26 protein-coding genes and 2 tRNA genes are annotated in these 24485 nt (G+C 72.6%); 13 read left to right on the top strand and 15 right to left on the bottom strand.

Annotated elements, in window-relative coordinates; all coding sequences use genetic code 11:
• Positions 1-95: 95 nt before the first annotated feature.
• The 10 genes from ABZS58_RS05750 to ABZS58_RS05705 all read right to left on the bottom strand — a co-directional run bounded on the left by ABZS58_RS05750 (position 96) and on the right by ABZS58_RS05705 (position 8641).
• Positions 96-1463, bottom strand: coding sequence for a hypothetical protein (locus ABZS58_RS05750; protein ID WP_354777963.1), 1368 nt, complete (start codon positions 1461-1463; stop codon positions 96-98).
• On the bottom strand, positions 1460-3055 hold the full coding sequence (locus ABZS58_RS05745) for an ankyrin repeat domain-containing protein (protein ID WP_354777961.1): 1596 nt from the start codon (positions 3053-3055) through the stop codon (positions 1460-1462). Before ABZS58_RS05745 ends, ABZS58_RS05750 begins: the two co-directional genes overlap by 4 nt.
• On the bottom strand, positions 3052-4176 hold the full coding sequence (locus ABZS58_RS05740; protein ID WP_354777959.1) for a gala protein: 1125 nt from the start codon (positions 4174-4176) through the stop codon (positions 3052-3054). Before ABZS58_RS05740 ends, ABZS58_RS05745 begins: the two co-directional genes overlap by 4 nt.
• Positions 4170-5438, bottom strand: coding sequence for an SDR family oxidoreductase (locus tag ABZS58_RS05735; protein WP_354777957.1), 1269 nt, complete (start codon positions 5436-5438; stop codon positions 4170-4172). Before ABZS58_RS05735 ends, ABZS58_RS05740 begins: the two co-directional genes overlap by 7 nt.
• Positions 5439-5500: 62 nt before the next feature.
• Positions 5501-5574: transfer RNA gene (locus tag ABZS58_RS05730), tRNA-Gly, on the bottom strand.
• A 49-nt stretch (positions 5575-5623) separates the two neighbouring features.
• Positions 5624-5696 (bottom strand) — tRNA-Ala (locus ABZS58_RS05725).
• Complete coding sequence (locus tag ABZS58_RS05720) at positions 5687-6094, bottom strand: VOC family protein (protein WP_354777955.1); 408 nt, start codon at positions 6092-6094, stop codon at positions 5687-5689. Before ABZS58_RS05720 ends, ABZS58_RS05725 begins: the two co-directional genes overlap by 10 nt.
• 51 nt (positions 6095-6145) lie before the next feature.
• A complete protein-coding gene (locus ABZS58_RS05715) occupies positions 6146-6574 on the bottom strand; it encodes a hypothetical protein (RefSeq protein WP_354777953.1) in 429 nt (142 codons plus the stop codon).
• A gap of 40 nt (positions 6575-6614) precedes the next feature.
• Complete coding sequence (locus ABZS58_RS05710) at positions 6615-7169, bottom strand: sigma-70 family RNA polymerase sigma factor (protein ID WP_354777951.1); 555 nt, start codon at positions 7167-7169, stop codon at positions 6615-6617.
• Positions 7170-7462: 293 nt separating this feature from the next.
• A complete protein-coding gene (locus ABZS58_RS05705) occupies positions 7463-8641 on the bottom strand; it encodes a S8/S53 family peptidase (RefSeq protein ID WP_354777949.1) in 1179 nt (392 codons plus the stop codon).
• A 116-nt stretch (positions 8642-8757) separates the two neighbouring features.
• Between ABZS58_RS05705 and ABZS58_RS05700 the strand changes: the two genes are divergently transcribed.
• The 6 genes from ABZS58_RS05700 to ABZS58_RS05675 all read left to right on the top strand — a co-directional run bounded on the left by ABZS58_RS05700 (position 8758) and on the right by ABZS58_RS05675 (position 16865).
• The gene (locus tag ABZS58_RS05700; RefSeq protein WP_354777947.1) at positions 8758-11337 is read left to right on the top strand and encodes an FHA domain-containing protein; all 2580 of its coding nucleotides are present in this window, start codon (positions 8758-8760) and stop codon (positions 11335-11337) included.
• 351 nt (positions 11338-11688) lie between these two features.
• Positions 11689-12438 (top strand): dienelactone hydrolase family protein, encoded by a 750-nt coding sequence (locus tag ABZS58_RS05695; RefSeq protein WP_354777945.1) that lies wholly within the window; start codon positions 11689-11691, stop codon positions 12436-12438.
• Between the two features lie 3 nt (positions 12439-12441).
• Entirely contained in the window at positions 12442-12720 is a 279-nt protein-coding gene (locus ABZS58_RS05690; RefSeq protein ID WP_354777943.1) for a DUF6295 family protein, read from the top strand.
• 28 nt (positions 12721-12748) lie between these two features.
• Positions 12749-14635: a propionyl-CoA synthetase gene (locus tag ABZS58_RS05685; protein ID WP_354777941.1), complete on the top strand. Its 1887-nt coding sequence runs from the start codon at positions 12749-12751 to the stop codon at positions 14633-14635.
• 87 nt (positions 14636-14722) lie between these two features.
• Complete coding sequence (locus tag ABZS58_RS05680) at positions 14723-15298, top strand: ATP-dependent Clp protease proteolytic subunit (RefSeq protein WP_354777939.1); 576 nt, start codon at positions 14723-14725, stop codon at positions 15296-15298.
• A gap of 328 nt (positions 15299-15626) precedes the next feature.
• Positions 15627-16865 carry a serine hydrolase domain-containing protein gene (locus ABZS58_RS05675; RefSeq protein WP_354777937.1) on the top strand — a complete coding sequence of 413 codons (1239 nt, stop codon included), beginning with the start codon at positions 15627-15629 and terminating at the stop codon, positions 16863-16865.
• A 3-nt stretch (positions 16866-16868) separates the two neighbouring features.
• Here ABZS58_RS05675 and ABZS58_RS05670 read toward each other — a convergent pair whose 3' ends face one another.
• Positions 16869-17573 (bottom strand): hypothetical protein, encoded by a 705-nt coding sequence (locus tag ABZS58_RS05670; RefSeq protein WP_354777935.1) that lies wholly within the window; start codon positions 17571-17573, stop codon positions 16869-16871.
• Between the two features lie 51 nt (positions 17574-17624).
• Here ABZS58_RS05670 and ABZS58_RS05665 point away from each other — a divergent pair, with 51 nt between their 5' ends.
• The 3 genes from ABZS58_RS05665 (at position 17625) to ABZS58_RS05655 (ending at position 18898) form a co-directional block, all read left to right on the top strand.
• Positions 17625-18179 carry a class I SAM-dependent methyltransferase gene (locus tag ABZS58_RS05665; protein WP_354777933.1) on the top strand — a complete coding sequence of 185 codons (555 nt, stop codon included), beginning with the start codon at positions 17625-17627 and terminating at the stop codon, positions 18177-18179.
• 4 nt (positions 18180-18183) lie between these two features.
• Positions 18184-18345, top strand: coding sequence for a hypothetical protein (locus tag ABZS58_RS05660; protein WP_354777931.1), 162 nt, complete (start codon positions 18184-18186; stop codon positions 18343-18345).
• A gap of 73 nt (positions 18346-18418) precedes the next feature.
• Entirely contained in the window at positions 18419-18898 is a 480-nt protein-coding gene (locus tag ABZS58_RS05655) for an STAS domain-containing protein (protein WP_354777929.1), read from the top strand.
• Between the two features lie 65 nt (positions 18899-18963).
• Here the strand turns inward: ABZS58_RS05655 and ABZS58_RS05650 are convergent, their stop codons facing one another.
• A complete protein-coding gene (locus ABZS58_RS05650; RefSeq protein ID WP_354777927.1) occupies positions 18964-19632 on the bottom strand; it encodes a pentapeptide repeat-containing protein in 669 nt (222 codons plus the stop codon).
• 47 nt (positions 19633-19679) lie between these two features.
• Between ABZS58_RS05650 and ABZS58_RS05645 the strand changes: the two genes are divergently transcribed.
• The 4 genes from ABZS58_RS05645 to ABZS58_RS05630 all read left to right on the top strand — a co-directional run bounded on the left by ABZS58_RS05645 (position 19680) and on the right by ABZS58_RS05630 (position 23148).
• On the top strand, positions 19680-20291 hold the full coding sequence (locus tag ABZS58_RS05645) for a TetR/AcrR family transcriptional regulator (protein WP_354777925.1): 612 nt from the start codon (positions 19680-19682) through the stop codon (positions 20289-20291).
• Positions 20292-20397: 106 nt separating this feature from the next.
• Positions 20398-21384, top strand: coding sequence for a CAP domain-containing protein (locus tag ABZS58_RS05640; protein WP_354777924.1), 987 nt, complete (start codon positions 20398-20400; stop codon positions 21382-21384).
• Between the two features lie 213 nt (positions 21385-21597).
• Positions 21598-22479: a DUF4397 domain-containing protein gene (locus ABZS58_RS05635; protein ID WP_354777922.1), complete on the top strand. Its 882-nt coding sequence runs from the start codon at positions 21598-21600 to the stop codon at positions 22477-22479.
• Positions 22480-22488: 9 nt separating this feature from the next.
• Complete coding sequence (locus ABZS58_RS05630) at positions 22489-23148, top strand: class F sortase (protein ID WP_354777920.1); 660 nt, start codon at positions 22489-22491, stop codon at positions 23146-23148.
• Positions 23149-23326: 178 nt separating this feature from the next.
• Here ABZS58_RS05630 and ABZS58_RS05625 read toward each other — a convergent pair whose 3' ends face one another.
• The 3 genes from ABZS58_RS05625 to ABZS58_RS05615 all read right to left on the bottom strand — a co-directional run bounded on the left by ABZS58_RS05625 (position 23327) and on the right by ABZS58_RS05615 (position 24442).
• A complete protein-coding gene (locus ABZS58_RS05625) occupies positions 23327-23509 on the bottom strand; it encodes a hypothetical protein (protein WP_354777918.1) in 183 nt (60 codons plus the stop codon).
• 5 nt (positions 23510-23514) lie between these two features.
• Entirely contained in the window at positions 23515-23916 is a 402-nt protein-coding gene (locus ABZS58_RS05620) for a diiron oxygenase (RefSeq protein WP_354777916.1), read from the bottom strand.
• A 94-nt stretch (positions 23917-24010) separates the two neighbouring features.
• On the bottom strand, positions 24011-24442 hold the full coding sequence (locus ABZS58_RS05615; protein ID WP_033356715.1) for an SsgA family sporulation/cell division regulator: 432 nt from the start codon (positions 24440-24442) through the stop codon (positions 24011-24013).
• Between the last annotated feature and the right edge of the window lie 43 nt (positions 24443-24485).

Below are 24485 nucleotides of genomic sequence, written 5' to 3'. Positions count from 1 at the left end.
CCCCCGCGGTCGCCGGCGAGCCGCGCTGCCGTCGCCGTTCGATCAGCCGCGCGGGCACCCGTACCGGCGGATCCGCCGCCAGAGGGAGCGGTCCGTCATCTGCCGCCGAGCCCCCGCAGGGCGTGGATCGCCGCCGGGGTGCCGCCGCGGGTCAGCGCGTGCTCCAGCGGGGTCAGGCCGGACCGGTCGCGGGCGTCCGGGTCGAGCCCGGCGTGCCGCAGCCGTGCCAGGACCGGGCCCGGGTCGGGCAGCCACGCGATCAGGTGCAGCATCGTGCGGCCCTCATGGTCGAGCAGGTGCGGGTCGAGGCCGGCGTCGAGCCACGCGGCGATCGCCGGCCCGTCGCCGTTGACGGCGTGCAGCACGATGTCGCGGCGGCGCAGGCGCAGCGCCTTCGGCGTCCACGCGTCCGGGTCGCGCCAGCCGGCCCGGGCGGCGAGACACCCGCGCAGCGGCGCCCCGCCCAGCGCCCGCAGCGCCAGCTTCCGGCGGGTCTCCTCGGCGGTGTGCCGGTGGCCGCCGAGGATGTGCCACTCGCCCTGGCACCGCACGCGGACGGGCGCCATGTCGGGGACGGTCTCGGGGGTCCCTTCGAAGAGCCCGGCGAGGCCGGGGAAGAGGGCGTCGCCGACGAGCGGGTGCAGGTCCTCCAGCGGCAGGATCCCGCGGCGCACCAGGTCGAAGTCGACGGGGCGTTCGGCGCGGACCGCGGGCACCTCGGCGGGCGACACCACGCCGGCGCCGCGCCAGACCCGCAGGTCGGCGTCGATCCTGAGCGGCACCCCCTGATAGCCGCCGTGGCCGCCGATCCGGACGACGAGCTCACGGCGTCCCACGGCATCGGCGCGAAGCTGGGGGAGGTTGTGCGTGCCGGCGCGCATCAGCAGGTCGAGCCACTGCCCGTGGCTGATCTCGGCCCGCAGCGGCCCGACGTCGAAGCCGGCCAGGGTCCACGCGAGGACCCAGTCGCCGACGTCCTGCGCCGCGATGATCCGCTCCCGGTCCGTCCACGCCGCCGGCGGCAGCCGGTCTGCGGTGTCGGTGAATCCCGGCAGATGGCCGTCGTAGCCGCCGCAGCGTTCGAGGAGTTCGCCGGTGCACCGGCTGTCCCATCGCTCCCGTGGGAACGCCGCGCTCCCGTCGTGCGGGGCGGACACGAGTTCCAGCCGCCGGCTGGGCGTGCCCGGATGCTTCGGCCGGACCCGCAGCGCCTGCCGCCCGTGCACGGCCAGCGTCAGGCCGGCGGTTGCCGGCGGCGCCTGGAACTGATGCCAGCGCAGCAGGTCCGGGGCGAAGTGGGCGAGGTCGTCCCCGAACAGCTCCGCCCGCTCGTCGTCGAGCTCGACATCGACGTTCGCGGCGGCGCAGGCGGCCCGCCAGTCACCGGCGAGCCGGCCCGCCGTCGCCCGCTCGATCATCCAGTGCGGGACGGCGAACCGCCGCGCCGTCCGGAGCGCCCTCACCGGTCGTGCAGCAGGGTTTTCAGTTCGGGGCGGCCGAACCGGTCCATGGTCTCGACGACGGAGACGCCGTTGTCGTCCTCGCCGTCGAGGTCGGCCCCGGCCGCGATCAGGGCCCGGACGAGGTCGAGGGAGCCGGTGTCGTACGCGGCGGTCTGCAGCGGGGTCATGCCGCGCCGGTCGCGGGCGTGGACGTCGAGCCCGGCGTCGATCAGCCGGTGCAACAGCGTCAGGTCGTCGGGCGCCGCCATCAGGCCGCTGATGTGGTGCAGCAGCGTCCGGCCGTGCGCGTCGCGGGCGTGCGGGTCGACGCCCGCGTCGAGCAGCTCCAGGACGCCGGGCAGGTCGCCGTGCTGGGCCCGCAGCATGAGGTCGGCGCGCAGTTCGCGCAGGGCGCGGGGGAGCCTGGCCCGCCCGTCGCGCCAGGCCTGTTCGGCGGCGAGGCAGCCGTGCACCTGGCCGCCGAGGGCGAGGAGGGCCTGTTCGCGGCGGCGTTCCTCGTCGGTGTGCGGGATGTCGAGCCGGCCGCCGGTCATCCGCACCTGGTGCCACGCGCCGTCGCGGCAGCGCAGCCGCGCCTCGGTCCTCGGCGTCCTGCTCTTCCCGCCGCTGGGCTCCGCCTCCGGGAAGAACGCGGCGTGGACCAGGGGGTGCAGCCACGACACGGGGACCGCGCCGAGGCGGACCAGGTCGGCGTCGATGGGCCGCTCGTACGGGCCGGTGTCCAGGTGCCAGTCCTCGTCGCGTTCCCGGTAGCCGGTCGACAGCCATTCCCCGGTCAGCCGCGGCCGGTCGAACCCGGTGAGCTTCAGGACGTGGTTCCACCCGAACGTGAGCCCGACCTGGTCGGTGCCCCTGGCGCGGGCGGCGTTCAGGACGGCGGTGTGCTCGCCGAGGAAGCCGGTCCACAGCCGTCCCAGGATCCGCGTGAGCCAGCGGTGCTCGTCCTGCGGCGGCTCCGGTACGTCGGCGCCGGCGGCCTGCCACGCCTCCAGGAAGCGTCCGGCGTCGTGCAGGGCCAGGATCCGCTCGGTGGCGCCCCACGCGGACTCCGGCAGCGGCCGGCCCGCCGGGTCGTGGAACGGCAGGTGCGTCCACCCGCAGCCGTCGAGCAGGCTTCGGCTCTCGCGAGCGTCGAAGAGGTGCCGCAGGGCCCGGTAGTCGTGCAGCGCGTGGAACGGCCGGGGCCCGTCGTCCCATTCCCAGTCTTCCCAGGCATCGGTGTCGAGGGGTTCGGCGGTGGCGAAGAGCCGCAGCCGCTGGGAGCCGAACCCGAGTCTGGTGCCGCCGATGTACAGCGAAGGCCCGTCGCCCAGCAGATGGAACACCTGGCGGGCGTCGAGGTGGGTGTCGCCGCGGGCCGGTTTGCGGGGCAGGTGCCAGCGCAGCAGGTCCGGGGCGAAGTGGGCGAGGTCGTCCTCGAACAGCTTCGCCTGGTCGTCGTCGAGCTCGACGTCGACGTTCGCGGCGGCGCAGGCGGCCCGCCAGTCGCCGGCGAGCCGGGCGTCGGTCGCGGCCCGGATCATCGCGGGCGGCGTGGCCCAGCGCCGGATTCGCCGCCAGTTGCCGGCGGCCGCTGTGGTCAGGGTCGTCACCGGTACACGCTCACGATCTCGCTGCTGTTCGCACTACCGGGTCCGCCGTCGGCGGCCGGGAGCAGCGCGCTGATGGCCCGTTTCACGCGGCGCGGGACGTCCGGGCCGAGCGCGAGGCGGGTCAGGTCGGTTGCGGGCAGCGCCGCGAGGAGCGCCTTGGCGCCGCGGCCGCCGACGCCCGTGTGGCGCAGGTCGAGACGGCGCAGCGGAGTGCCGGGCAGGGCGGCGGCGAGCAGCGCGGCGCCGTCGTCGCCGACCACGTTGTCGGCGGCGCCGAGCACCCGCAGCGACTGCGGCCGGCTCAGGTCCAGGCTGTCCATGGTGCTCAGCCGCTCGGCGAGGCCGGCGACGGCGGCCTTCGTCAGTCCGTTGCCACCGAGGCCGAGCGTGGTGCCCGCGGCGCTGACCGCTTCGATGACCGGGCCGGCTCCGGCGTCGCCCAACCGGTTCGCGGCGAGGAACAACCCCTGGACTCCCGCGTCGCGCAGCAGCTTCCGCAGCAGCGGGCCCGCGTCGGGGCCGAGGCCGTTGCCGCCGAGGAAGACCCGCTTCACCGGCGTGGGCCGGGCGGTGAGCGCGTCGACGAGCACTTCCAGGCCGGCGGTGGTCAGGCCGGTGTTGACGAGGTCGACGGTGTCGATGGTCGTGTTGCGCCGCAACGTCTCCGCCAGGGCGGTGACCCCCTCGTCGCCGAGCGGGTTGCGTTTGAGCCACAGCGCCCGCACCCGGTCGTCGGCGGCGAGCCGCTCGAACAACGGTGCCGCGCCGGCGGCGTCGATCGCGTTGCAGCCGAGGTACAGCGTCTCGACCCGGTGCCCGTCGGGCAGGCCGGTCGCGAGGGCGGCCGTGCCCGCGGCGCCGAGCCCGTTCGTCCCCAGCAGCAGGTGCACGGCGTGCTCCGAGCCGGCGACGCGGTCGAGGACCTGGGTGACGCCTTCGGCGCCGAGGCCCTGCTTGCACAGGTCGAGGCGGCCGTCGGGCTGCAGCGTGCCGAGCGGGAAGCGCTCGGTGTCCCGGACCGGCTCGGGATCCCTGAGCCGTGCCAGCAGCGGCGACAGATCGTCGAGGTCGGCCTGCGGCACGGCCGGGACCGCGATCACCGGGCAGACGATCTCTACCATTCCACCACCTGGTAGTCCTTGAGGAAGACGCCGGAGATCCGGTCGCCGTGCACGCCGCGGACGATCGGGTCGTACACCCGGGCGGCGCCGTCGACGACGTCGAGCGGCACCCGGAAGCCGGCCTCGTGGAAGGCCTCCTTGGTGCCCTGCGGCCGCTCGTCGGTGACCCAGCCGGTGTCGACGCTGGTGACGTGGATGCCGTCGCGGGCGTAGTCCCCGGCGATCGTGCGGGTCAGCATGTTGAGGCCGGCCTTGGCCATGTTGGTGTGCGGGTGCCGGCTCGTCTTGTTGCGGCGGCTGAAGCTGCCCTCCATCGCCGAGACGTTGACGACGTACCGGTCGGGGTGCGGGGAGGCGAGCATCAGCGGGCGCAGCCGGGCGGTGAGCAGGAACGGCACGAACGCGTTGACGACCTGCACCTCCATCCACTCCCGCGGGCTGACCTCGTGCAGGTGCAGCACCCAGCTGTTGACAGGGCGCAGATCCAGTGGCTCGCCGGTCTCGTCGACCTCACCGGACGGGAAGAAGTCCACTGTGGACCGCAGCGCCGGGACCTGTCTCGCTCCGACGACCGGGACCGCTGGTTCGAGACCTTGCTGTTCCGCTGCCCGGAGCCCGCGATGGTACTCGAACGGGCGGGAGATCGTCTGGGCCGCGTTGTTGACGAGGATGTCGAGGTGGCCCCAGCGCTCGGTGACCGCGTCGACGAGGCCCACGACCGCGGGCAGGTCCAGGAAGTCGACGCCGTGCACCCGCAGCCGGCCCTGCCAGTCGGCGAAGTCGGTCTCGGCGGCGAAGCGGCGCGCGGCGTCGTGCGGGAACCTCGTGGTGACGATGACGTCGGCGCCGTCGCGCAGCAGCTTCAGCGCGGTCTGGTAGCCGATCTTGATCCGGCCGCCGGTGACGAGGGCGCGCCGGCCGCGCAGGTCGCAGCGGGCGGTGCGGCGTGCCGTGTTGCCGGTCGAGCACGGCCCGCACATCAGCGGATACGCGCGGTCGACGGTGCGGTAGTGCTCCTTGCAGACGTAGCAGCGTCTCGCCCGCAGCAGTTCCTGCTGTCCGGTGTCCTCGGTCAGCAGCTTCAGGTCGTGTGCGGCGGTCGCGGTCCGGCGGCTGCTCTTCTGCTGCTTCTTGCGGCTCTTGTACGCGCTGACGACCGCCTCACGCACGGCCGGCGCCGACGGGTCGTCGTCGTCCGCGCCGTTGAGCGCGGCGAGCACACGCAGGCACGCCGCGACGTCGGAGGGGTCCAGACGAGGCACCGGCAGAGCCTAGCCCGTGTGCGCAAGCGGCTTCGTTCCGGCTTTCGTTCCGGGCTTTCGTTTGGTGGACCGGCCGGAATCGAACCGGCGTCCTCCGCTCTGGCAAAGCGGTGCGTCGACCTCTGCGCTACGGCCCACCGCGGACGAGCATAGACGCGGTGGGTCGCTCTTCGGGTCTTGCGGGGCAGGGCCGGTCGGAATCGAACCGACGTCCTCCAGCGTGCTGTGCGGGCGCGACGACCTCTGCGCTACGACCCTGCCGCGGGGTAGCTTAGTACCCGCGTGCGAGGCTGGTAGAGCTGGTGCAGGACGAAGGTGTTGCCGTCGGGGTCGGAGAAGCTCGTGACCCGTGAGAACGGCCCTTCCTCGATCGGCCCGTCGAAGATGATGCCCCGCTCGGACAGCTCCTCGAAGGTCTTCTCGATGTCGTCGGTGTCCAGGACGATGCCGCGCAGGGATCCGGCCGGCATGGTCTCGAACCAGGTGACGAGCGTGAACGCGGTCTGACCGTGCTTCGGGGCCACCTCGACCCACCGGCGGTCGCCGGAGTCGTTGTCGCTGACCAGCTCCCAGTCCAGGGCGTTGACGTAGAAGTCGCGTGCCCGGTCCTGGTCGCTCACCGGGATGGACACGATCTGCACGTGATCGATCGGCATGCTTTGCAGGGTACCGCCGGAAGTGTCCGTCTCGTGGCGATTTGCCTGCTGTTACAGCAGTACCCACTCGGTGTGGACGGGGGCGCCTTCGGTGGGTTCGCACCGCAGCCGCACCGACCCCGCGGCGACCCCCTGGAAGCGGAACCTGCCCTCGTCGTCGACGTCCGCTTCGAGGTTGCCGGTGGGGGACTCCAGGACGACCTTGGCCGGCACGGCGGGGGACACGGCGCCGACCACCTCGACGGCGCCCTCGCGGGTCGTCGCCTGCACGTCGATCGTCAACGAGCCGCCGAAGAACGACAGCAGCCGGGGCGACCCGCCACCGCGGACCGCGACGAGGCGCTCCCGGGCCGAGTCGGCGGTCAGCTTGGCCAGGGCCGCGTCCGGGTCGCGCCAGGCGATGCTGGCCCGCGCGGCGGCGAGCACGTCGTCGGGCACCGGGTCGCGCCGTCCCGCCATGTCGCGCAACACCCTCAGCACCTCTTCCTCCCCGATCATCGGGTCGGCCCTGCACAGTGCGTCATGTCGAGCCCAATCTGCGTCGCAGCGTGCCCAGGCAGCGCTGCCGGGTCGGTCCGATGCTGCCGACCGGCACGTCGAGCGCGGCCGACACCTCGGCGTAGCTCGGCGGCGGATCGGCGATGAGCACCCGCAGCAGCTGCTGGCAGGGGCCCGACAACGCGCGGAACTCGTGCCACAGCGCCTTGTCCCGCTCGTCGCGCAGGACGCCCGCGTCGGGCTCCTCGTCGTCGCCGGCGCCGAGGATCCCGGCGAAGTCGGTGGCCGCGCCCGCGGGCACGTCCCGGCCGCCGCGGCGCAGCAGTGCCAGGGCCTCCCGGCGGGCGGTGGTCGCGAGCCATGAGCCGAGCTTGTCCGCGTCACGGACGGCGTCGATGTGCTCGACCAGCCGCAACCAGGTCGCCTGGCTGACGTCCGAGGCGTCGGACTGGCCGAGCTGGAAGCTGCGCGCGACCGACCAGACAAGGTTGGCATATCTGTCCACGATGGACTCCCAAGCCTTCTGGTCGCCGGTGGCGGCCGCCCTCAGGACCTCGGCGTTTTCAGGCTCAGCCATGGTCTCGAAGGCTATCATCGCGCCCCGCGGGAGACGGGGTGCGGCGACCTGCGTGCCGCACCCCGTCACCCCCCTCCCCCTGGTGTGGCACTGGTGCCCCCTGCCGTGGCGCGTGCCGGTCGCGCTTCCGTGCAGACGGACCGGGCTCCTGTGCACGCCGGTCCCGCGTCGTGTCCGCGCTTCGTGCGCGCCGGTCACGTGTCGCGTCTGTGGTCCGTGCACGTCTGTCCCGGGTTGTGTCCGTTGTCCGTGCGTGCCGGTCACGGGTTGTGTCCTTGTGTTGTGCATGCCGGTCACGCCAGTCCCGCGTAGCGGCCGTACCGGCGGGCCGCGCCGGCGATGACCGCCTCCGCCGCCAGCCGGGCCGAGCCGGCCCCGGGCAGCGCGTCGGCGATCGCGGCCGCGACGAACGGAGCCGCGAACGAGGTGCCGCTCCATCTCGCCCAGCCGTCGCCGAACTCCTCGTGATGCACGAACGTGCTGGTGATGTCCGCACCCGGCGCCGCGAGCGTGATCCACGTGCCGGTGTTGCTCCAGTCGCTGATCCGCCGGCCGTCGTGAGCCGCCACGGCGACGACCCGGCGCCGCCACGACACGCTGGTGCCGGCGAACGCCGCAGGCCAGAAGGGCCGGTCGTGCTGCCCGTCGTTGCCCGCGGCGGCGACCGCGACCCGGTCGCCGGTGCCCAGCAGCCGCGTCAGCGCCGCCGTCAGCAGCAACGGCGGCCGGTCGTCGAGCGTGTAGCCGCCCAGCGACAGGTTGATGATCTGGTGGTCGTACGCCTGCCCGAGACCCGCGATCAGGTCGGTCTCCCGGCACACCCCGAACGTGTCGACGATCCTGATCACCCGTGGCCGGACCTGCCGCGACCTGGCCAGCAGCACCCCCGCGACGAAGTTGGCGTGGCCGACGTCGCCGTCGCGCACCCCGTCGTCGTCGCCTGCCTGCAGGTCGGACTCGAAGTCGTCGGTGGCATACCGGTCCTTGGGCAGCGGGCTGTTGAGCCACACCCCGGTGTCCAGCACGAGCACCTCGACCTCCGGCACCTCACGGTCACGCACCGTGAGAGGCCCTGGCGCCGCCGGCCGTGGCGGGCCATACGGCCCCGCGTGCTCGAACAGCGTCGAGACGAACACGTGATTGGGCCCGGCGGCCACCCTGGTGTCACCGGCCGCCTCGGCCTGGACCCGCACCCGCCTCGCGGCGCGCGCGACGTCCAGGCCGGGCAACCGCACCCGCCGGAAGCCCTCCGGGACATCCCCCTCCTCCACGATGTCCCGGACGGTGAAGCCCTGCTCCACGAACGCCTGACGAGCGGTGGCGAAGTGGTCGTCGAGCACCAGGAGCTCGTCCGCGACGAACCGCACCGGAGTGCCGTCCGCCCGGTCCTCGCGACGAACCCACCCCAGCCCGGCGAGCCGGCGGGCGCGGCGCGACCGCCACTGCTCCGAACGGGCGTCCGCTGGTGCCATGGCTCCTCCTCACGTGGTCTGCAAAGAAGAGGTGGGTGGTCGGCTTCCTGATACAAAATCTTGCCGGGACTTCCCCCCGCTGTTTTCTGTCGTACGTGGGCGGCATGATGATGCCCGTGGCGAGCAATGACCAGCAGACCGTGACCCGCGAGCTGACCGTCCTCGAGGTGACCGTCACCGGCCCGGCCGGCGAGGCACGCTCCGTGGTGCGGCCCGACGACACCGTGACCATCGGCCGCGACGCCGCCAACGACCTGGTGGTCGAGGGCACCCTGATCTCCCGGCGGCACGCCGAGGTGATCTGGAATGACGACGGCTGGTTCCTGCGCGACCTCGGCAGCCGCAACGGCACCTATGTCGACGGTGAGAAGGCCGCGTTCGTCGCCGCCGTCGACGGGGGAGCGGTCCACCTCGGCGCCGCCGACGGCCCCAAGGTCGCGTTCAGGGTCATCACGATCACCGAGCCGGTGCCGGCGGTCCAGGCGGCCCCGCCCCTGCAGCGGGAGTCCGCCCTGCACGACGCGGGCGCGCTGATCCGCCTCGGCCGTGGCCCCGACAACGACATCGTGCTCACCGACCTGCGCACCTCGCGCAACCACGCCGAGGTGCGCCGCACCCCGACCGGCCATGAGGTCGTCGACCTCGGCAGCCGCAACGGCACGTTCCACAACGGCAAGCCGATCGCCCGCCAGCCGATCCAGGCCGGCGACATGATCTCGATCGGCCGGCACGAGTTCATCTTCGACGGGATGCGCCTGCACGAGTTCGAGGACGCCGGCCCGTCCTCGCTCATCGCCGACGACCTCACCGTCCGCATCAAGGACGCGATCCTGCTCGACGACGTCAGCTTCGCGCTCAGCGAGGGCAGCCTCCTGGGCGTCATCGGCCCCTCCGGCTGCGGCAAGTCGACCCTCATCAAGGCCGTCGCCGGCCTGCGCCCCGCCACCCAGGGCACCGTCCGCTATGACGGCCGCGACCTCTATGCCGACTATGCCGAGCTGCGCTACCGCATCGGCATGGTCCCGCAGGACGACGTCCTGCACCGCCAGCTCACCGTCCGCCGCGCGCTGCGCTTCGCCGCCGCGCTCCGCTTCGCCGACGACGTGCCGCGCCAGGAGCGCCGCGTCCGCGTCGCCGAGGTGCTCCGCACGCTCAACCTCACCGAGCGTGCCAAGATGCGCATCGACAAGCTGTCCGGCGGCCAGCGCAAGCGCGTCTCCGTCGCCCTGGAGCTGCTGACCGAGCCGTCGCTGCTCTTCCTCGACGAGCCCACGTCCGGCCTCGACCCGGCGCTGGACAAGGAGGTCATGGAGGAGCTGCGCGACCTCGCCGACAAGGGCCGCACCGTCGCCGTCGTGACGCACAACGTGATGCACCTCGACCTGTGCGACCGGGTCCTGGTCCTCACCGTCGGCGGCCGGATGGGCTATTTCGGCCCGCCCGGCGACCTGCTCTCCTTCTTCGGCGCCGAGGACTACGCCGAGGTCTTCCGCGAGGTCACCACCAACGCCGACCACTGGATGCGGACCTATCGCAGCTCGGAGATGTATACGCAGTATGTGACGGCCCAGATCGCCGAGGCGCCGCTGCCGAAGCCGGCCGCCGTCGAGCGGGTCACCGTCCCGATGCCGCGTAACCCGGCCGACGCGGCGCCCGCCGCTTCCTCGGAGCTCGACTCACCGACGGCCGAGCAGTCGATGCCGCAGCGTCCGGAGACCGCGGCCGCCGCGCCTGCTGCCGCCGCCCCTTCGCCTGCGTCTGCGGCGTCTGCGGCCACGCCGTCCGCTGAGTCTGCCGTTTCCGGGAAACCGGCGCGGGCGGTCGGGCGGGCGAGGGTCAAGCTCGGCGGGGCATCGCTGCGCAGCCGGGCCCTGCACCCCGCGGCGCCGATCCGGCAGTTCCTCACCCTGTGCCTGCGCATGTTCTGGGTCATCGGCGCCGACCGGGGCCTTGCCCTGTTCACCATCGGCCTGCCCCTCGCCCTGGCCCTGCTGACCCGCACCGTCCCCGGTGAAAACGGTATGGCGCCCGGCCTGACCAAGTTCAGCCTCGAAGCGCAACGCCTCCTCGTCGTCCTGGCCGTCGGCGCCGCCTTCCTCGGCACCGCCGCCGCCATCCGCGAGATCGTCAACGAGGCAACCATCTACAAACGCGAACGCGCCGTCGGCCTCTCCGCGGGCGCGTATCTCGCCTCGAAGGTCTTCGTCTTCGCCGTCATCATCGTCGGCCAGACAGCCCTGTTCACCTGGCTCGCGCTCCTCGGCAAGAACCCCCCGAAGGACCCGCTGATCTTCCCCCAGCACTGGCTCCTGGAGATCAGCATCCCCGTCGCCCTGGTAGCCCTCGCCTCCATGGCCTTCGGCCTCCTCGTCAGCGCCCTCGCCAAGACCACCGAGCAGACGACCCCGGTCCTCGTCGTCGTCGTGATGGCCCAGCTCGTCCTGTCCGGCGGCCTCTTCGAGCTCCAGGGCCAGACCGTCCTGCAACAGATCGCCTGGCTCTTCCCCACCCGCTGGGGCCTCGCCGCCGGCGCCTCCACCGTCGACCTCCAGTCCATGATCCCCTTCAAGGACACCCTCTGGGAGCACACCACCGGCGCCTGGTGGCGCTCCGTCCTCATCCTGGTCATGCAGATCGCCGCCCTGATCGGCCTGGCCCGCCTGGCCCTCCGCCGCCTGGAGCCCGGCCGCCAGTAACCACTTCAGCCCTCCGACCCCGCCGGCGGCGTCCCCCAACGCCTCGCCGCCCCGCCTTCGGAGGCGGCGGCCTGGTCTGCGGGTCGGCCTGGTCTGCGGGGTGACCTCCCTGCGGGGTGACCTGGTCTGCTGGGCACCTCGTGTGCGGGTCGGCCTGGTCTGCGGGGTGACCTCCCTGCGGGGTGACCTGGTCTGCCGGGCACCTCGTGTGCGGGTCGGCCTGGTCTGTGGGGCGACCTTCCTGCGGGTCGGCCTGGTCTGCTGGGTGGCCTCCCTGCGGGGCGGCCCGTGCCGTGGTCCGGGAGGCTCCTCCGAGTGGGTGCGGCGGGAGGCGGCAGTAGGTTGGGGGGTATGGGTGATGCGATCCGCGCCGAGACGGTTTCCGTCGGGGACGAGAAGATTCAGGCGTACCAGGCCAGGCCGCTCGGGCCCGGTTCGTTCCCCGGGGTGGTGGTGATCCATCACCTGCCGGGCTACGACGAGTCGACGAAGGAGATGGTGCGGCGGTTCGCGGCCAACGGGTACCTGGCGATCTGCCCCAACCTGTTCTGGCGGGAAGCGCCCGGGGCGGCGCCCGATGACGCGTCGGCGTTCGTGCGGGGGCAGGGCGGTGTTCCTGACGAGCAGGTCATCGGGGACGTGCGGTCCGCGATGGACGCGTTGCGGGCGCTGGACGGGCACAACGGCAGGATCGGGGTCATCGGGCACTGCTCCGGTGGCCGGCAGGCGCTGCTGGTGTCGACGGCGCTGCCGCTGGACGCGGCCGTCGACTGTTACGGGGCGTTCGCGCTGGAGCCACCGCCGGCGGCGAGCGGGCTGAAGATGACGTCGATCAAGGATCGGCTGCAGGACCTGAACTGCCCGGTGCTGGGGTTGTTCGGGGACGACGACAAGAACCCGGCGCCGGAAGAGGTCGAGCGGCTCGCCGGCATCCTGGCCGGGCATGGCAAGGCGTTCGAGCGGCACAGCTACGAGGGTGCCGGGCACGGGTTCTTCTCGCCGGACCGGCCCGGGTACCGGCCACAGGCCGCCGTCGACGGGTGGAAGAAGATCTTCGCGTTCTTCGACCTGCACCTCGGCGGCAAACGGCTGGAGGTCTGAGCCGTGTGCACGTACGACACCGAAACCGTCGAGCTCGAAGGCAGCGCCAAGGGGCCGGCCGGGTGGTTTCCCGTGACCCGGGCCGCGGTCTACGTCGACCATCCGCATCACGCGCCGTTCGGGCACACGCTGAACATCGACTTCGCCGACCCGGCGCGGGGACCGGCGGCGCGGGTCGCCGTCGAGCTGACCGAGGAGGCGGCCCGGGCGCTGGTCGCCGCGATCACCGCCGCCCTCGACCACGCCCCGCCGGGCCTGGCCAGCGCGAGCGCCCCTGTGTAAAGGGCGGCAAAAGTGTAAGCATCGAGGGATGGGCGCTTATCGCGACACGTACGAGCGCAGTCTCACCGACCCCGGCTGGTTCTGGCGCGACGCCGCCGCCGGGGTCGACTGGGACCGCATGCCGATCCGGGTCCTGGACGGCGACCGCCCGCCGTTCTACCGCTGGTTCCCGGACGCCGAGCTCAACACCTGCCACAACGCCGTCGACCGGCACGTCGCCGCCGGGCGGGGCGAGGAGACGGCGCTCATCTACGACAGTCCGGTGACGGGCACGCTCCGGTCGTACACCTGGAGCCGGCTGCGACACGAGGTCGCGGTCTTCGCCGGGGCGCTGCGGAAGCTCGGCGTCGGCAAGGGGGACCGGGTCGTCGTCTACATGGCGATGGTGCCTGAAGCGGTGATCACGATGCTGGCCTGCGCCCGGATCGGCGCCGTGCACTCGGTCGTGTTCGGGGGGTTCGGGCCGAAGGAGCTCGCGGCCCGCATCGACGACGCCCGGCCGAAGGTGGTCGTCGCCACCTCGTGCGGGATCGAGGGCAGCCGCGTCGTGGAATACAAGCCGCTGCTCGACGACGCCCTCGCCGAGGCCACGCACCGGCCGGAGCACCGGGTGATCCTGCAACGTGAGCAGGCTCCCGGCGTCCTGCGGGACGGCGACGTGACCTGGGAGGACGCCCTCGACGCGGCGACGGCGGCCGCGTGTGTACCGGTGGCCGCCACCGACCCCCTGTACATCCTCTACACGTCGGGGACCACGGGCCGGCCGAAGGGGATCGTCCGTGACAACGGCGGGCATGCCGTGGCGCTGACCTGGTCGATGGCCAACGTGTACGCGACGGGACCCGGTGACGTGTTCTGGGCGGCGTCGGACGTCGGATGGGTCGTCGGCCACTCTTACATCGTGTACGGGCCGCTGCTCGCCGGCGCCACCACCGTCCTGTACGAGGGCAAACCCGTCGGCACCCCGGACGCCGGCGCGTTCTTCCGGGTGATCGAGCAGCACAGGGTGACGGCCCTGTTCACGGCTCCGACCGCGATCCGCGCGATCCGCAAGGAGGACCCGGAGGGCAGGCTGGTCGCGCGGCACGACACGTCGTCGCTGCGGACGCTGTTCCTCGCCGGTGAGCGGCTCGACCCGCAGACCTACGAGTGGGCCGGTCAGACCCTCGGCGTGCCCGTCGTCGACCACTGGTGGCAGACGGAGACCGGCTGGCCCGTCGCGGCGAACCTGCGCGGCCTGGAGCCGATGCCGACGAAGGCCGGCTCGCCGTCGGTGCCGGTGCCGGGCTTCGACGTGCGGGTCGTCCAGCCGGACGGCACGCCCGCCCCGACCGGCGTCGACGGCGCGATCGTCATCGGGCTGCCGCTCCCGCCGGGCTGCCTGCCGACCCTGTGGCAGGACGACGAGCGGTTCGTCGAGTCCTACCTGACCGAGTTCCCTGGCACGTACCTGACCGGCGACGGCGGCCGCTTCGACGACGACGGCTACCTCTACGTCATGGGCCGCACCGACGACGTCATCAACGTCGCCGGGCACCGGCTGTCCACGGGCTCCATGGAGGAGGTCCTCGCCGCGCACCCCGCCGTCGCCGAGTGCGCGGTCATCGGCGTCGACGACGAGCTCAAGGGGCAGGTGCCGCGCGGCTTCGTGGTGCTGAAGGCGGGCGTGGACGCCGATCCGGGCACCCTTCAGGATGAGCTGGTCGCTCTGGTACGCCGGCGCATCGGCGCCGTGGCGTCCCTGCGCAGGGTGCAGGTCGTGCCGGCGCTGCCGAAGACGCGGTCGGGCAAGATCCTGCGCAAGACGATGCGCGGCATCGCCGACGGCGGCGACCCGGCCGTCCCGTCCACGATCGAGGACCCGGCGGTCCTGGACGCCTTGCGACCGATCCTGCGCTCTGCGGAAAAACGCTGACAGCGAACACGCTCACAGCGAACCGGGGGTCCATTCCCCGGGTGCGATCACTACGGTCGAGGAAAGCCCCGGGAAAGGACGCCGCACATGGCAGACACGCAGGTCCCCTTCGACAGCGCCGTGTTCGACAGGCTGCTCGCCAAGCGCATCATCGTCCTCGGCACCGAGGTCAACGACGAGAGCGCCAACCGCATCTGCGGCCAGCTGATCCTGCTCGCCGCCGAGGACCACGAGAAGGACGTCAGCCTCTGGATCAACTCACCCGGCGGTGTCATCAGCGCCGGCCTGGCCATCTACGACACCATGCGCTTCGTGCCCAACGACGTGTCGACGGTCGTCATGGGCATGGCCGCCTCGATGGGCCAGTTCCTGCTCAGCGCCGGCACCCCCGGCAAGCGCTACGCCCTGCCCCACTCCCGCGTGATGATGCACCAGCCGTCCGGCGGCATCGGCGGCACCGCGGCCGACATCGCCATCCAGGCCGAGCAGATGCTCTTCACCAAGAAGACCATGCAGCGCCTCATCGCCGAACACACCGGCCAGACCAACGAGCAGATCGAGGCCGACTCCGACCGCGACCGCTGGTTCACCGCCCAGGAAGCCGTCGACTACGGCTTCGTCGACAAGGTGGTCGCCGGCGCGGAGCAGCTCGCCGTGAGCTGACCTGGACCACGCCGGCCTCGCGCGAGCCGGCCGCGCTCGGGGGTGGTCTCGCGCGGGTCGGTTCGCGCGGGGTGCTTGCGCGGGGGTTGGTTTTGTCCTGGTCTGATCACGGGTCGGACCGGCACCGTGCCCGGGTGACCTCGTGCTGGCCGGTAGCGCGGGCCGGTCGCGCGGGACTGGTTCGGGTCGGGCTGCCTGGCCTCTTTCCCATGATCCGGAATACTTTGTGTCGCCAGAGCGGCACGAACTCTTCCGGATCATCCAGAACCCCGTTCTGGGGCCGGGGTCGTCTCGCGCTTGGGGTGAACTCGCGTTTAGGCTGCCGGGCGTGAGCATCGAACGTGAGGTCGCGCCCGGGGAAGTCGGCATCGACGCGAAGCGGCTGGATGTGCTGGACGCGCACCTCGCGCGGTACGTCGACGACGGGCGGCTGGCCGGGTGGCAGCTGGTCGTCAGCCGGGACGGGCGGGTTGCGCACGCTTCGACGTACGGGCGGCGGGACATGGAGGCCGGGTTGCCGGTCGAGGCCGACACGTTGTGGCGGATCTACTCGATGTCGAAGCCGATCACGTCCGTCGCCGCGATGATGCTCTGGGAGGAAGGGCGTTTCGAGCTCACCGACCCGATCAGCCGGTGGCTGCCCGAGTTCTCCCAGCCTCAGGTGTACGACCGGGGCTCCGCCGGGGCGCCGTTCACGGTGCCGGCGGCCGAGCCGATCCGGGTGTGGCACCTGTTGACGCACACGTCGGGCCTGACGTACGGATTCTTGCAGACCTCGGTCGTCGACGCGTTGTACCGCAAGGCCGGGTACGACATCCTGCCCAAGACGGGCGTCGATCTGGCGCAGTCCAGCCGGGACTGGGCGGCGCTGCCGCTGCTCTTCCAGCCCGGCACGCGGTGGGGTTACGGGGTGTCCACCGATGTCCTCGGGCGGCTCGTCGAGGTCGTCGCGGGGCAGCCGCTCGGAGACTTCCTGCGGGAGCGGATCTTCGAGCCGCTGGGTATGACGGACACCCGGTGGTCGGTCGACCCGGCCGGGGACGACGCGAAGCGGCTCGCCGCGCTGTACGTGCCCAGCCCCGCCGACGGCAGGGCGGTCCGGTTCGACGTGATCGGCAGGCACGCTCTCGACGAGCCCGCCATGCAGTCCGGTGGTGGCGGGCTGATCTCCACCGCCGCGGACTACCACCGGTTCACCTCGATGCTGCTCAGTGAGGGCGTGGGCGCGGGCCGGACGTTGCTGAGCAGCAGGACCGTGCGGTTCATGACGCAGAACCACCTGCCCGGCGGGGTCGACCTCGACCGGCTGCAGACCGGCGGCTTCGCCGAGACCACGTTCGAGGGGGTCGGCTTCGGGCTCGGCTTCGCCGTGGTCCGTGACCCGGTGCCGGCGAAGACGCCCAGCTCACCGGGCACGTATTACTGGGGCGGCGCGGCCAGCACCGCCTTCTGGATCGACCCCGCCGAACGGCTCACGGTCGCGTTCTACACGCAGCTGCTGCCGTCCAGCACCCACCCGATCCGGTCCCAGCTGCGCCAGCTCGTCTACTCGGCGCTCACGGACTGACGGTCAGCCGAACTTCAGGCTCCCGCCGCCGGTGACCACGTGCACCTTGTGCCCCGAGGTGGCCTGCGACTTCACGGTGCCGGACTGCTGGCCGCCGTCGAGCTCCACGTCCAGGGCGTAGCCGTCGGCGGTCAGCTTGAGCGACACGTCGCCGCCGCCGCTGTCCAAGTCGATGCGGTCGGGGGCCTGCGCCATCGCCAGCTGGACGGTGCCGCCGCCGGTGCGGGCGGTCAGCTCCGGCGGGGCCAGGCCCTCGCCGGTCAGCGCGCCGCCGTCGGAGGACACGTCGATGATGCCGGTCAGACCGGCCAGGGAGATCGCGCCGCCCGCGCTGTCGAGCCGCACGCTGAGCGTCGACGGGATCTCCACCGTGTACGAGATGGAGCAGCCGCCGCTCTTGCAGCCGGTCGACTGCAGGACGAGCTCGCCGCCCTCGACGCTCTGCTTGCGGCCCGGCTTGTCGGCCTTGAACCTGGCGGTCTCCGTCACCTTGATCGTCGGGCCGGAGCCGGCCTTCACCGTGATCGCGCCGCCCGCGCTGTCGACCTCGACGACGCTGACGTCGTCCTTGACCTCGAACGTGCTGGTGGCGGACTGTTCGTCGCCGCCGGTCGCCGCCGGGGTGCCGGACGAGCCGCAGCCGGCGAGGGCCGTCGGCGCCGCAAGGGCCAGCAGGGCTGCGAGCGTCAGGATCCGCGGTGACTTCACGGACGTCAGCTTCGCACGGCCCGCCGGTCCCCGTTCGATAGGGTCGGCGGCATGAATCTTGTCGATGCCGCGTATGCCCGCGCCGAGACCAGCGGCTTTCCGCTGTCCTGCGAACGCCCCGTCGGCCGACTGCTCGCCACCCTCGCGGCGGGCGTCCGTCCCGGCGGCAACATTCTCGAGCTCGGGACCGGCGCCGGGGTCGGGGTGGCGTGGATCGTCAGCGGGCTCGGGGAGCGCACCGACGTGACCGTGACGTCGATCGAGCTCGACGCCGGGACGGCCGCCGTCGCGGCGACCGGGGCATGGCCGTCCTTTGTGGACCTGCGGGTGACCGACGCCCTGACGTTCCTGCCCACCGCGGTCGGCGCGTTCGACCTGATCTTCGCCGACGCGCAGGGCGGCAAGATCGAGGGGCTCGACCTGACCATCGCCGCGCTGCGCCCGCGCGGCGTGCTCGTCGTCGACGACATGCGGCCCGCGGACGGCTGGCCCGAGGACTTCGTGGCCCGTCAGGACGGCGTACGCCGGACGCTGCTGGACCACGGGGACCTGGTGTCCGTCGAGCTCGACCACGGCTCCGGCATGGTGCTGAGCACTCGGCGCTGACTGTTTGTGCTGCTCACGGGCGGGTAAAAAGGAGTTCCAGTACGCCGGGGACGGGCACTTCGACGAGGAGATCGGCGCCCGTATGCGGGAGCTGCGGCCCGGCGCGCCGACCACTGCGACCCAGCCGAAGGCCTTGAAGAAGGCCCTGGATGCGATGCGCGCATGACGGGTCGGCCCGTGCGGGGTCATCCGACCGACGGAGACGATAGGGGCGGGGTGTGCCGGTACCGTCGAGACCGATGAACGCCGTGGTGCTTGCCCTGCACGGGTTGCTCGTGGAAGGGACCGTCGAGACCGTCGAACCGGTGCTCGCCGGCTGTCTCGTCGCGGCCGAGCCGCGGCTCGTCCTGGACGTCTCCCAGGTGACGGTGTGCGACACCGCCGGCGCTGCCCTGCTCGTCAGGGTCGCCGAGCTCGCCCGGCAGCGGGGAGGGGAGCTGCGGCTCGCCGTCCCTTCGCCCGCGATCAGGTCATGGGCGCAGGTCGCCGCCGGGATGGATCGCATCGCCACCTTCGCCAGCGTCGAGGGCGCGGTCGACGCCGACCCGCGCGACCTGCTGCCGGGCCCGGGCCAGGGGGCCGCGGACCTCGGCGCGGCCGCACCGACGGCGCCGTGCGTCGACGAGCCCCTCCAGCCGCAGCGTCGCCGCCCCCGCTGGCGGGTCAACCCCTCGGCCCGCGGCAGGTCCCGCCGCGGCCCCACATCCCCGCGCCGATAAGCACCACGGGCACGAAAAGCCCGATGAGCACCGCTCGCCCGAAAAGCCTGGTGGACGCCGGAGGGTCAGCCCTTCGGGCCGCGGACGACCACGCCGAGGTCGCGCATCACGGCGTCGGTGAGGCCCGGCAGCTGCGCCGGCTCGATCGTCACGCCGCGCAGGCTGCTCACGCCGCTGACCTCCGACAGCTGGTTGCCGCGCAGGTCGGCGCCGCGCAGGTCGCAGCTGGTGAAGGACATCTGCCGCAGCCGGCAGCCCGACATCGCCGCCTGCGGCAGCACGCAGTCGCGGAAGGTGGTGTTGACCAGGACACACCCGACGAACCCGGTCGGGCCGATGGTGGTGATGTCGTCGAGGTTGGCGGCGTCCAGGCGGCACCCCTCGAACAGGACGTCGCCGAACCGCGACTCGGCGATGTGCGCCCAGGTGAGCTTGCAGTTGACGAAGTGGACCCGCTCGACCGTCAGCCCGGTCAGCCGCGCCGCGCTGAAGTCGACCTTCTCGAAGCGGCAGCCGGACACCGTCACGTCCTCCCAGACGGCCCCGTTGAGGTCGAGATTCTCCAGGTGGGAGCGGCGCAGCCGGGCGTCGATGAGGGTGGTGCGGATGGCGCGGCCGGTCTGCACGTGGGCGTCGTTGAGGTTGCCGCCCCACGGCGCGCTGACCGGCTCGAGCTCACCCAGGTCGATGACGGGGAGATCGATGTCGAGTTCGTGCACGGTGCGCAGTGCCACGCACCTCACCGTACACACGTAGGCTGATCAGTCATGAGCGGTGCGTCATGAGTGAGGCGGTCGTCGGGCAGCGCAGGGTCGACGGTCGCACGCTGCGCGCGGAGCGGACCCGGCGGGCCATCGTCGACGCCCACCTCGCGCTGCTGGAGGAGGGCGACCTCAAGCCGACGGCGGAGCGGATCGCCGAGCGGGCCGGGGTGTCCCTGCGCGCGCTGTGGACCAACTTCAAGGACATGGAGCGGTTGTTCGCCGCGGCCGGCGCGCGCCTCATGGAGCGCCAGGCCGCCGAGCACCGCCCGGTCCCGCAGGACCTGCCCCTGCCCGAGCGCATCGAGGCGTACTGCGAGCAGCGCGCCCGGCTGTTGGAGCTGATCGCTCCGGCGGCACGCGCGGCCCGGCTGCGGGAGCCGTTCTCCGCGGCGCTGCGGCACAACCGGACCTGGTATGTCACGAACGCCCGCGAGGAGCTGGAGAAGCTCTTCGCCGGCGAGCTGGACGGCACCGGCGCCGCCCGCGAGGACACCCTGCACGCGCTGACGGTCGCGACGACGTTCGCGTCGTGGTCGATGTTGCGCGACGAGCTGCACCTCGACGTCCCCGCGGCGACCGGGGTGCTGCGCCGCGCCGTGACGGCGTTGCTCTGCGCGACCGAGGCATAAGTTTCGCTTAGATCGTCGTGAAATCGGCGTCGCTGGTTGGAATCGGCGGCGGGGCGCCTCATAGGCTCACATGCGATCGTGTCGTCTGTGCCTCAGGAGGCAGCTGGTGTCCGCGTTCGGCCCGTACGACGCCCGCAACACCGAGCCCGCCCACCACGACGCCGGCCACGGCGACAACTGGTACGGCAACGCCGCCCATGACAACGCCGCCCACGGCGACGCCCCGTACGGCAACGCCGCCCACGGCGACGCCCCGTACGGCGACCGCGTCCATGGCAACGCCCCGTACGGCGACGGCGCCTACGGCAACGGCCCGTACGGCGACGGCGGTCACGGGCAGGCACCCGAGGCCGACGAGCACGAGCCCCGGCACCGTCGCGGCACCCGGCTCGCCGTGATCGTCGGTGTCGGGGTCGCCGCGCTGCTCGTCGTGGGCGCGACCGCGTTCGGTGGCGCCGTGCTGCTCGGCAACAGGAGCGACACCGGCGACGCCGCCCGGACCTCGGTGGCGGGCGACGCGACCGGCGACCCGGCGAACGCCGGCGACATGAGCGGCGGCGACCCGTCGGGCGCCGCGCCGTCCGGCGGGGTCGAGGGCGCGACCGCCTCGCCCGCCCCGACGACCCCCGCGTCCTCGGCCGCGCCGACGAAGGCGGCCACCACACCGCCCGCGAAGCCGAAGACGACCGCCCCGGCCGCCGGCGGCAACGCCTCCTACGAGGCGCAGGTCCTCGCCATCGTCAACACCGAGCGCGCGAAGGCCGGCTGCAAGCCCCTGGCGTACAACGCGAAGCTCACCACCGCGGCCCGCAAGCACTCGCAGGACATGGCCACCAACGACTACTTCTCGCACGACTCGCAGGACGGCACCGGCTTCGCCACCCGCATCACGAACGCGGGCTACAAGTGGTCCGGCGCGGCGGAGAACATCGCGAAGGGGCAGCGCACGCCGGCCGACGTCATGAACGCGTGGATGAACAGCTCCGGTCACCGGGCCAACATCCTCAACTGCGGGCTGAAGGACCTCGGCGTCGGCCTCGCGTACCAGGGCAAGACCCCGATCTGGACCCAGGACTTCGGCAGCCCGCGGTAGGCAGCCTGGCAATAGTGATCGCTACCGATCGGTAACCCTCTGGTAGCGGAAAAAGACCGTCCAGTGGTTGCGTTTCGGCGCGCCGTTCGGCATCGTGCACATCGGTCAGTGCTTATGGTGCCCGGGCGGATTACTCAATTCCCTTCGTGCGGGGCCGTACCACCCGCACCTCGAACCCCTCCGGGCGGGTTTCTTCGAGCAAAGGGACATAACGTGATCGCTGCCTCCCTGCGACGGCGGACCGTGACACGCATCGGGGCGTTCGCCGCGGCCGTGCTCCTCGGCCTGGGCGTCTCGCTCATCGGCGCCTCCCCGGCGTCGGCCGCCGGGGTCGGCTACGTGCGGCTCGCGCACCTGTCGCCGGACACCCCCGCCGTCGACGTCTACCTGAGCGCCGTCGACGGCTCGATGGCGACGCAGAAGTTCGACGCGGTCGGCTACGGCGTCGTGTCGAAGTACCTGCCGCTCGCCCCCGGCACCTACGCGGTCGCGATGCGGCTGCCCGGCGCCGCCGCCGACAGCCCGCCGGTGCTGAGCACCCAGGCGACCGTCGTGGAGGGCAAGGCGTACACCGTCGCGGGCGTCGGCAAGTTCGCCGACCTCGGCCTGCGGGTCATCCCCGACGACCTGGCGCTGCCGGACCCGGGCAAGGCCAAGGTCCGCGTCGTGCAGGCCTCGGTGAAGCAGCCGACGCTCGACGTCACGATCGCGGGCGGCGCGAAGATCGCCGGCGAGGTGCAGTTCGCGACGACCACCGACTACCAGCTGGTCGACCCGGGCAAGTGGACGCTGCGGCTCACCGCGCCGAGCGTCACCACCGCCGCGACCACGGTCACCGCGCCGCTCAAGGCCGGCAGCGTCTACTCGCTGATCGTCCTGGACGGCAAGAGCGGCCTGACCGCCCAGCTGCGGACCGACGCGACCAGCAGCGGCGTGCCCGCGGGCGGCGTCGACACCGGTGGCGGCGGCACCGCGCAGGACGGCTCCGGCGTCTGGCTGCCGGTCTTCGGCGGCGCCGCGCTGCTGGTCGTGCTGATCTCGGCCGGCCTGGTGATCCTGCGCCGCCGGCACCGGGTCGCGGCACCGCTGCAATAACCTAGCCACATGGTCAGGTCCGCCGGTCAGGTCGTCAGGCACCGTGCCTTCCGCCTGAGCCCCGGCCGGCGGCGGACCCTGACGCTCATCGCCTGCGTCCTCGCGCTCGCCGCGCCGGTCTACATCGGCGCGGCGACGCTCGTCGGCCGCCGGGTCGACATCGACGCGGGCGAGTCCAACTGGATCGTGCCGCACCGCATCGACCTGGCCCCCCTCGCCGACGCCGCCGCGGAGGCGCCGCCGACGAGGTTGCGGATCGCCTCGCTGGGGGTCGACACCGGTCTGGAGTCGCTGACCGTCGACCCGCGGGGCGAGCTGCGGAGCCCCAAGGTGTACGAGGAGGCCGGCTGGTTCGCAGGCGGCACCGTGCCCGGTGATCCGGGGCCGGCGGTCCTGGCCGGGCACGTCGACTCGAAGACCGGCCCGGCGGTGTTCTACAAGCTGCACGAGCTGAAGACCGGCGACCGGGTCGAGGTGGAGCGCGGCGGCGCGTGGCTCACCTTCACGGTGACGGCCCGCGAGCACTACGCGAAGGCGAAGTTTCCCAGCGCGAAGGTCTACGGGCCGACGCCGCTGCCGGAGCTGCGGCTCATCACGTGCGGCGGCGAGTTCGACGCCGCCCGGCATTCATACCGGGACAACGTGGTGGTCTACGCAGTGCTGAGCTGACGCCCAGCCCGCGGAAGTTAAGGTCGGTGTGCCAGGTCGCCTCGCGGCGATAGGCGCATCACGGCTCCAGCCGAACGGTATTCCGTGAAGGCAGTGTGGTGAGGCCCGGGGACACACAGCACACCGACTCACTAGACAGTAGCGCGCCCGACACGCATCGTCTGGTGATCTGGGTCTCTCAACGCCTCCGGACGCCCCGGAGGAAGAGCACCGCGCCGCCGATCGCGGCGATCGGGCCGATGGCGGCCCAGATCGCGTGGCCCGACATCGCGCTGCCGCCCAGCAGGTTGAGCCCCTGCAGGGTCCAGACGATGCCGGAGAGGATCAGCAGGGCCCCGACGACCACCAGTACCCATCTCATGGCGCTCACAGTAGCGCCGAGGACCGCCAAAGTCGCCTGGCCGGTCCGGCGACGAGCCCGAGCTCCTGCAGGTAGGTCGTGACCCGCTCCGCCGACCAGCGCAGCGTCTCCCGGAAGGCCGGGTTGCGCCACGCCGCCGCCCGTGTCCGGACCGGGTCGAGGCCGGCCGCGGCGTAGACGCCCGGGTGGATCAGCGAGTAGGTGACGGTCCACGCGGCCCGCCCGATCGTCAGCCGCGGTGCCGGCGCTGCTGCGGGCGGGCCGCCGCGACGCGCTGCTGCGGGCGCGCCCGCCGACCCGGTGCCGGCCCGGCTGCTGGAGGTGGACCCCTGGGGCAACGTCCGTTTCAGCGGCACCGGCACCCCGCCGAACACCGGCGACCAGGGGTGACAAGCGTCGGGCGCCACCCCACGGCCGCACCCTCGGCAGCTGGCGGGCTGCTGACGGAGGGTGGCCGCCGGTGTGGCGCCCGGCTGACGCGGTACAGGTGGAGCAGGTCGGTCAGCGACCGGCGAGGAGCCGGTTGACCGCGTTGTCGACGTCCAGGTGGTCCGTCTCGTGCCCGCGCGGCACGACGCTGTACGTCCGGCGCAGGAAGCGCACCAGCACGCTGCGTGGGACCTCGAACAGCGCGTTGCCGTCCGGTGAGGACAGGGCCAGTGCGACGAAGTCGCCGCGCGGCCCGTTCCACGGCCATACCCGCACGTCGCCGATGCCCGCGGGCTCGTCCAGGCCGGTGAACAGCAGCTCACGGGCGAAGGACCAGCTGACCGGCTCGCCCCCGGCCGACTCGGCGTGGAAGAGGACGTGGACCGCGTACGGGTCGTTCGGGTCGTATCGCAAGCTGGCTCGCACCGGCAATGCAGTCGCGTCGGGCGCGACGAGTCGTAGGGATGTCTCGACCTCGACGGTCGATGGTCGGATAGCGCTCATGTCGTACTCCCCCCGGCACCGCTGCGGAGCATGCCGTGCCCCG

This window comes from Dactylosporangium sp. NPDC005555, from assembly GCF_040605635.1.
GTDB lineage: Bacteria > Actinomycetota > Actinomycetes > Mycobacteriales > Micromonosporaceae > Dactylosporangium.
This window is presented reverse-complemented; position numbering and strand designations above follow the sequence as displayed.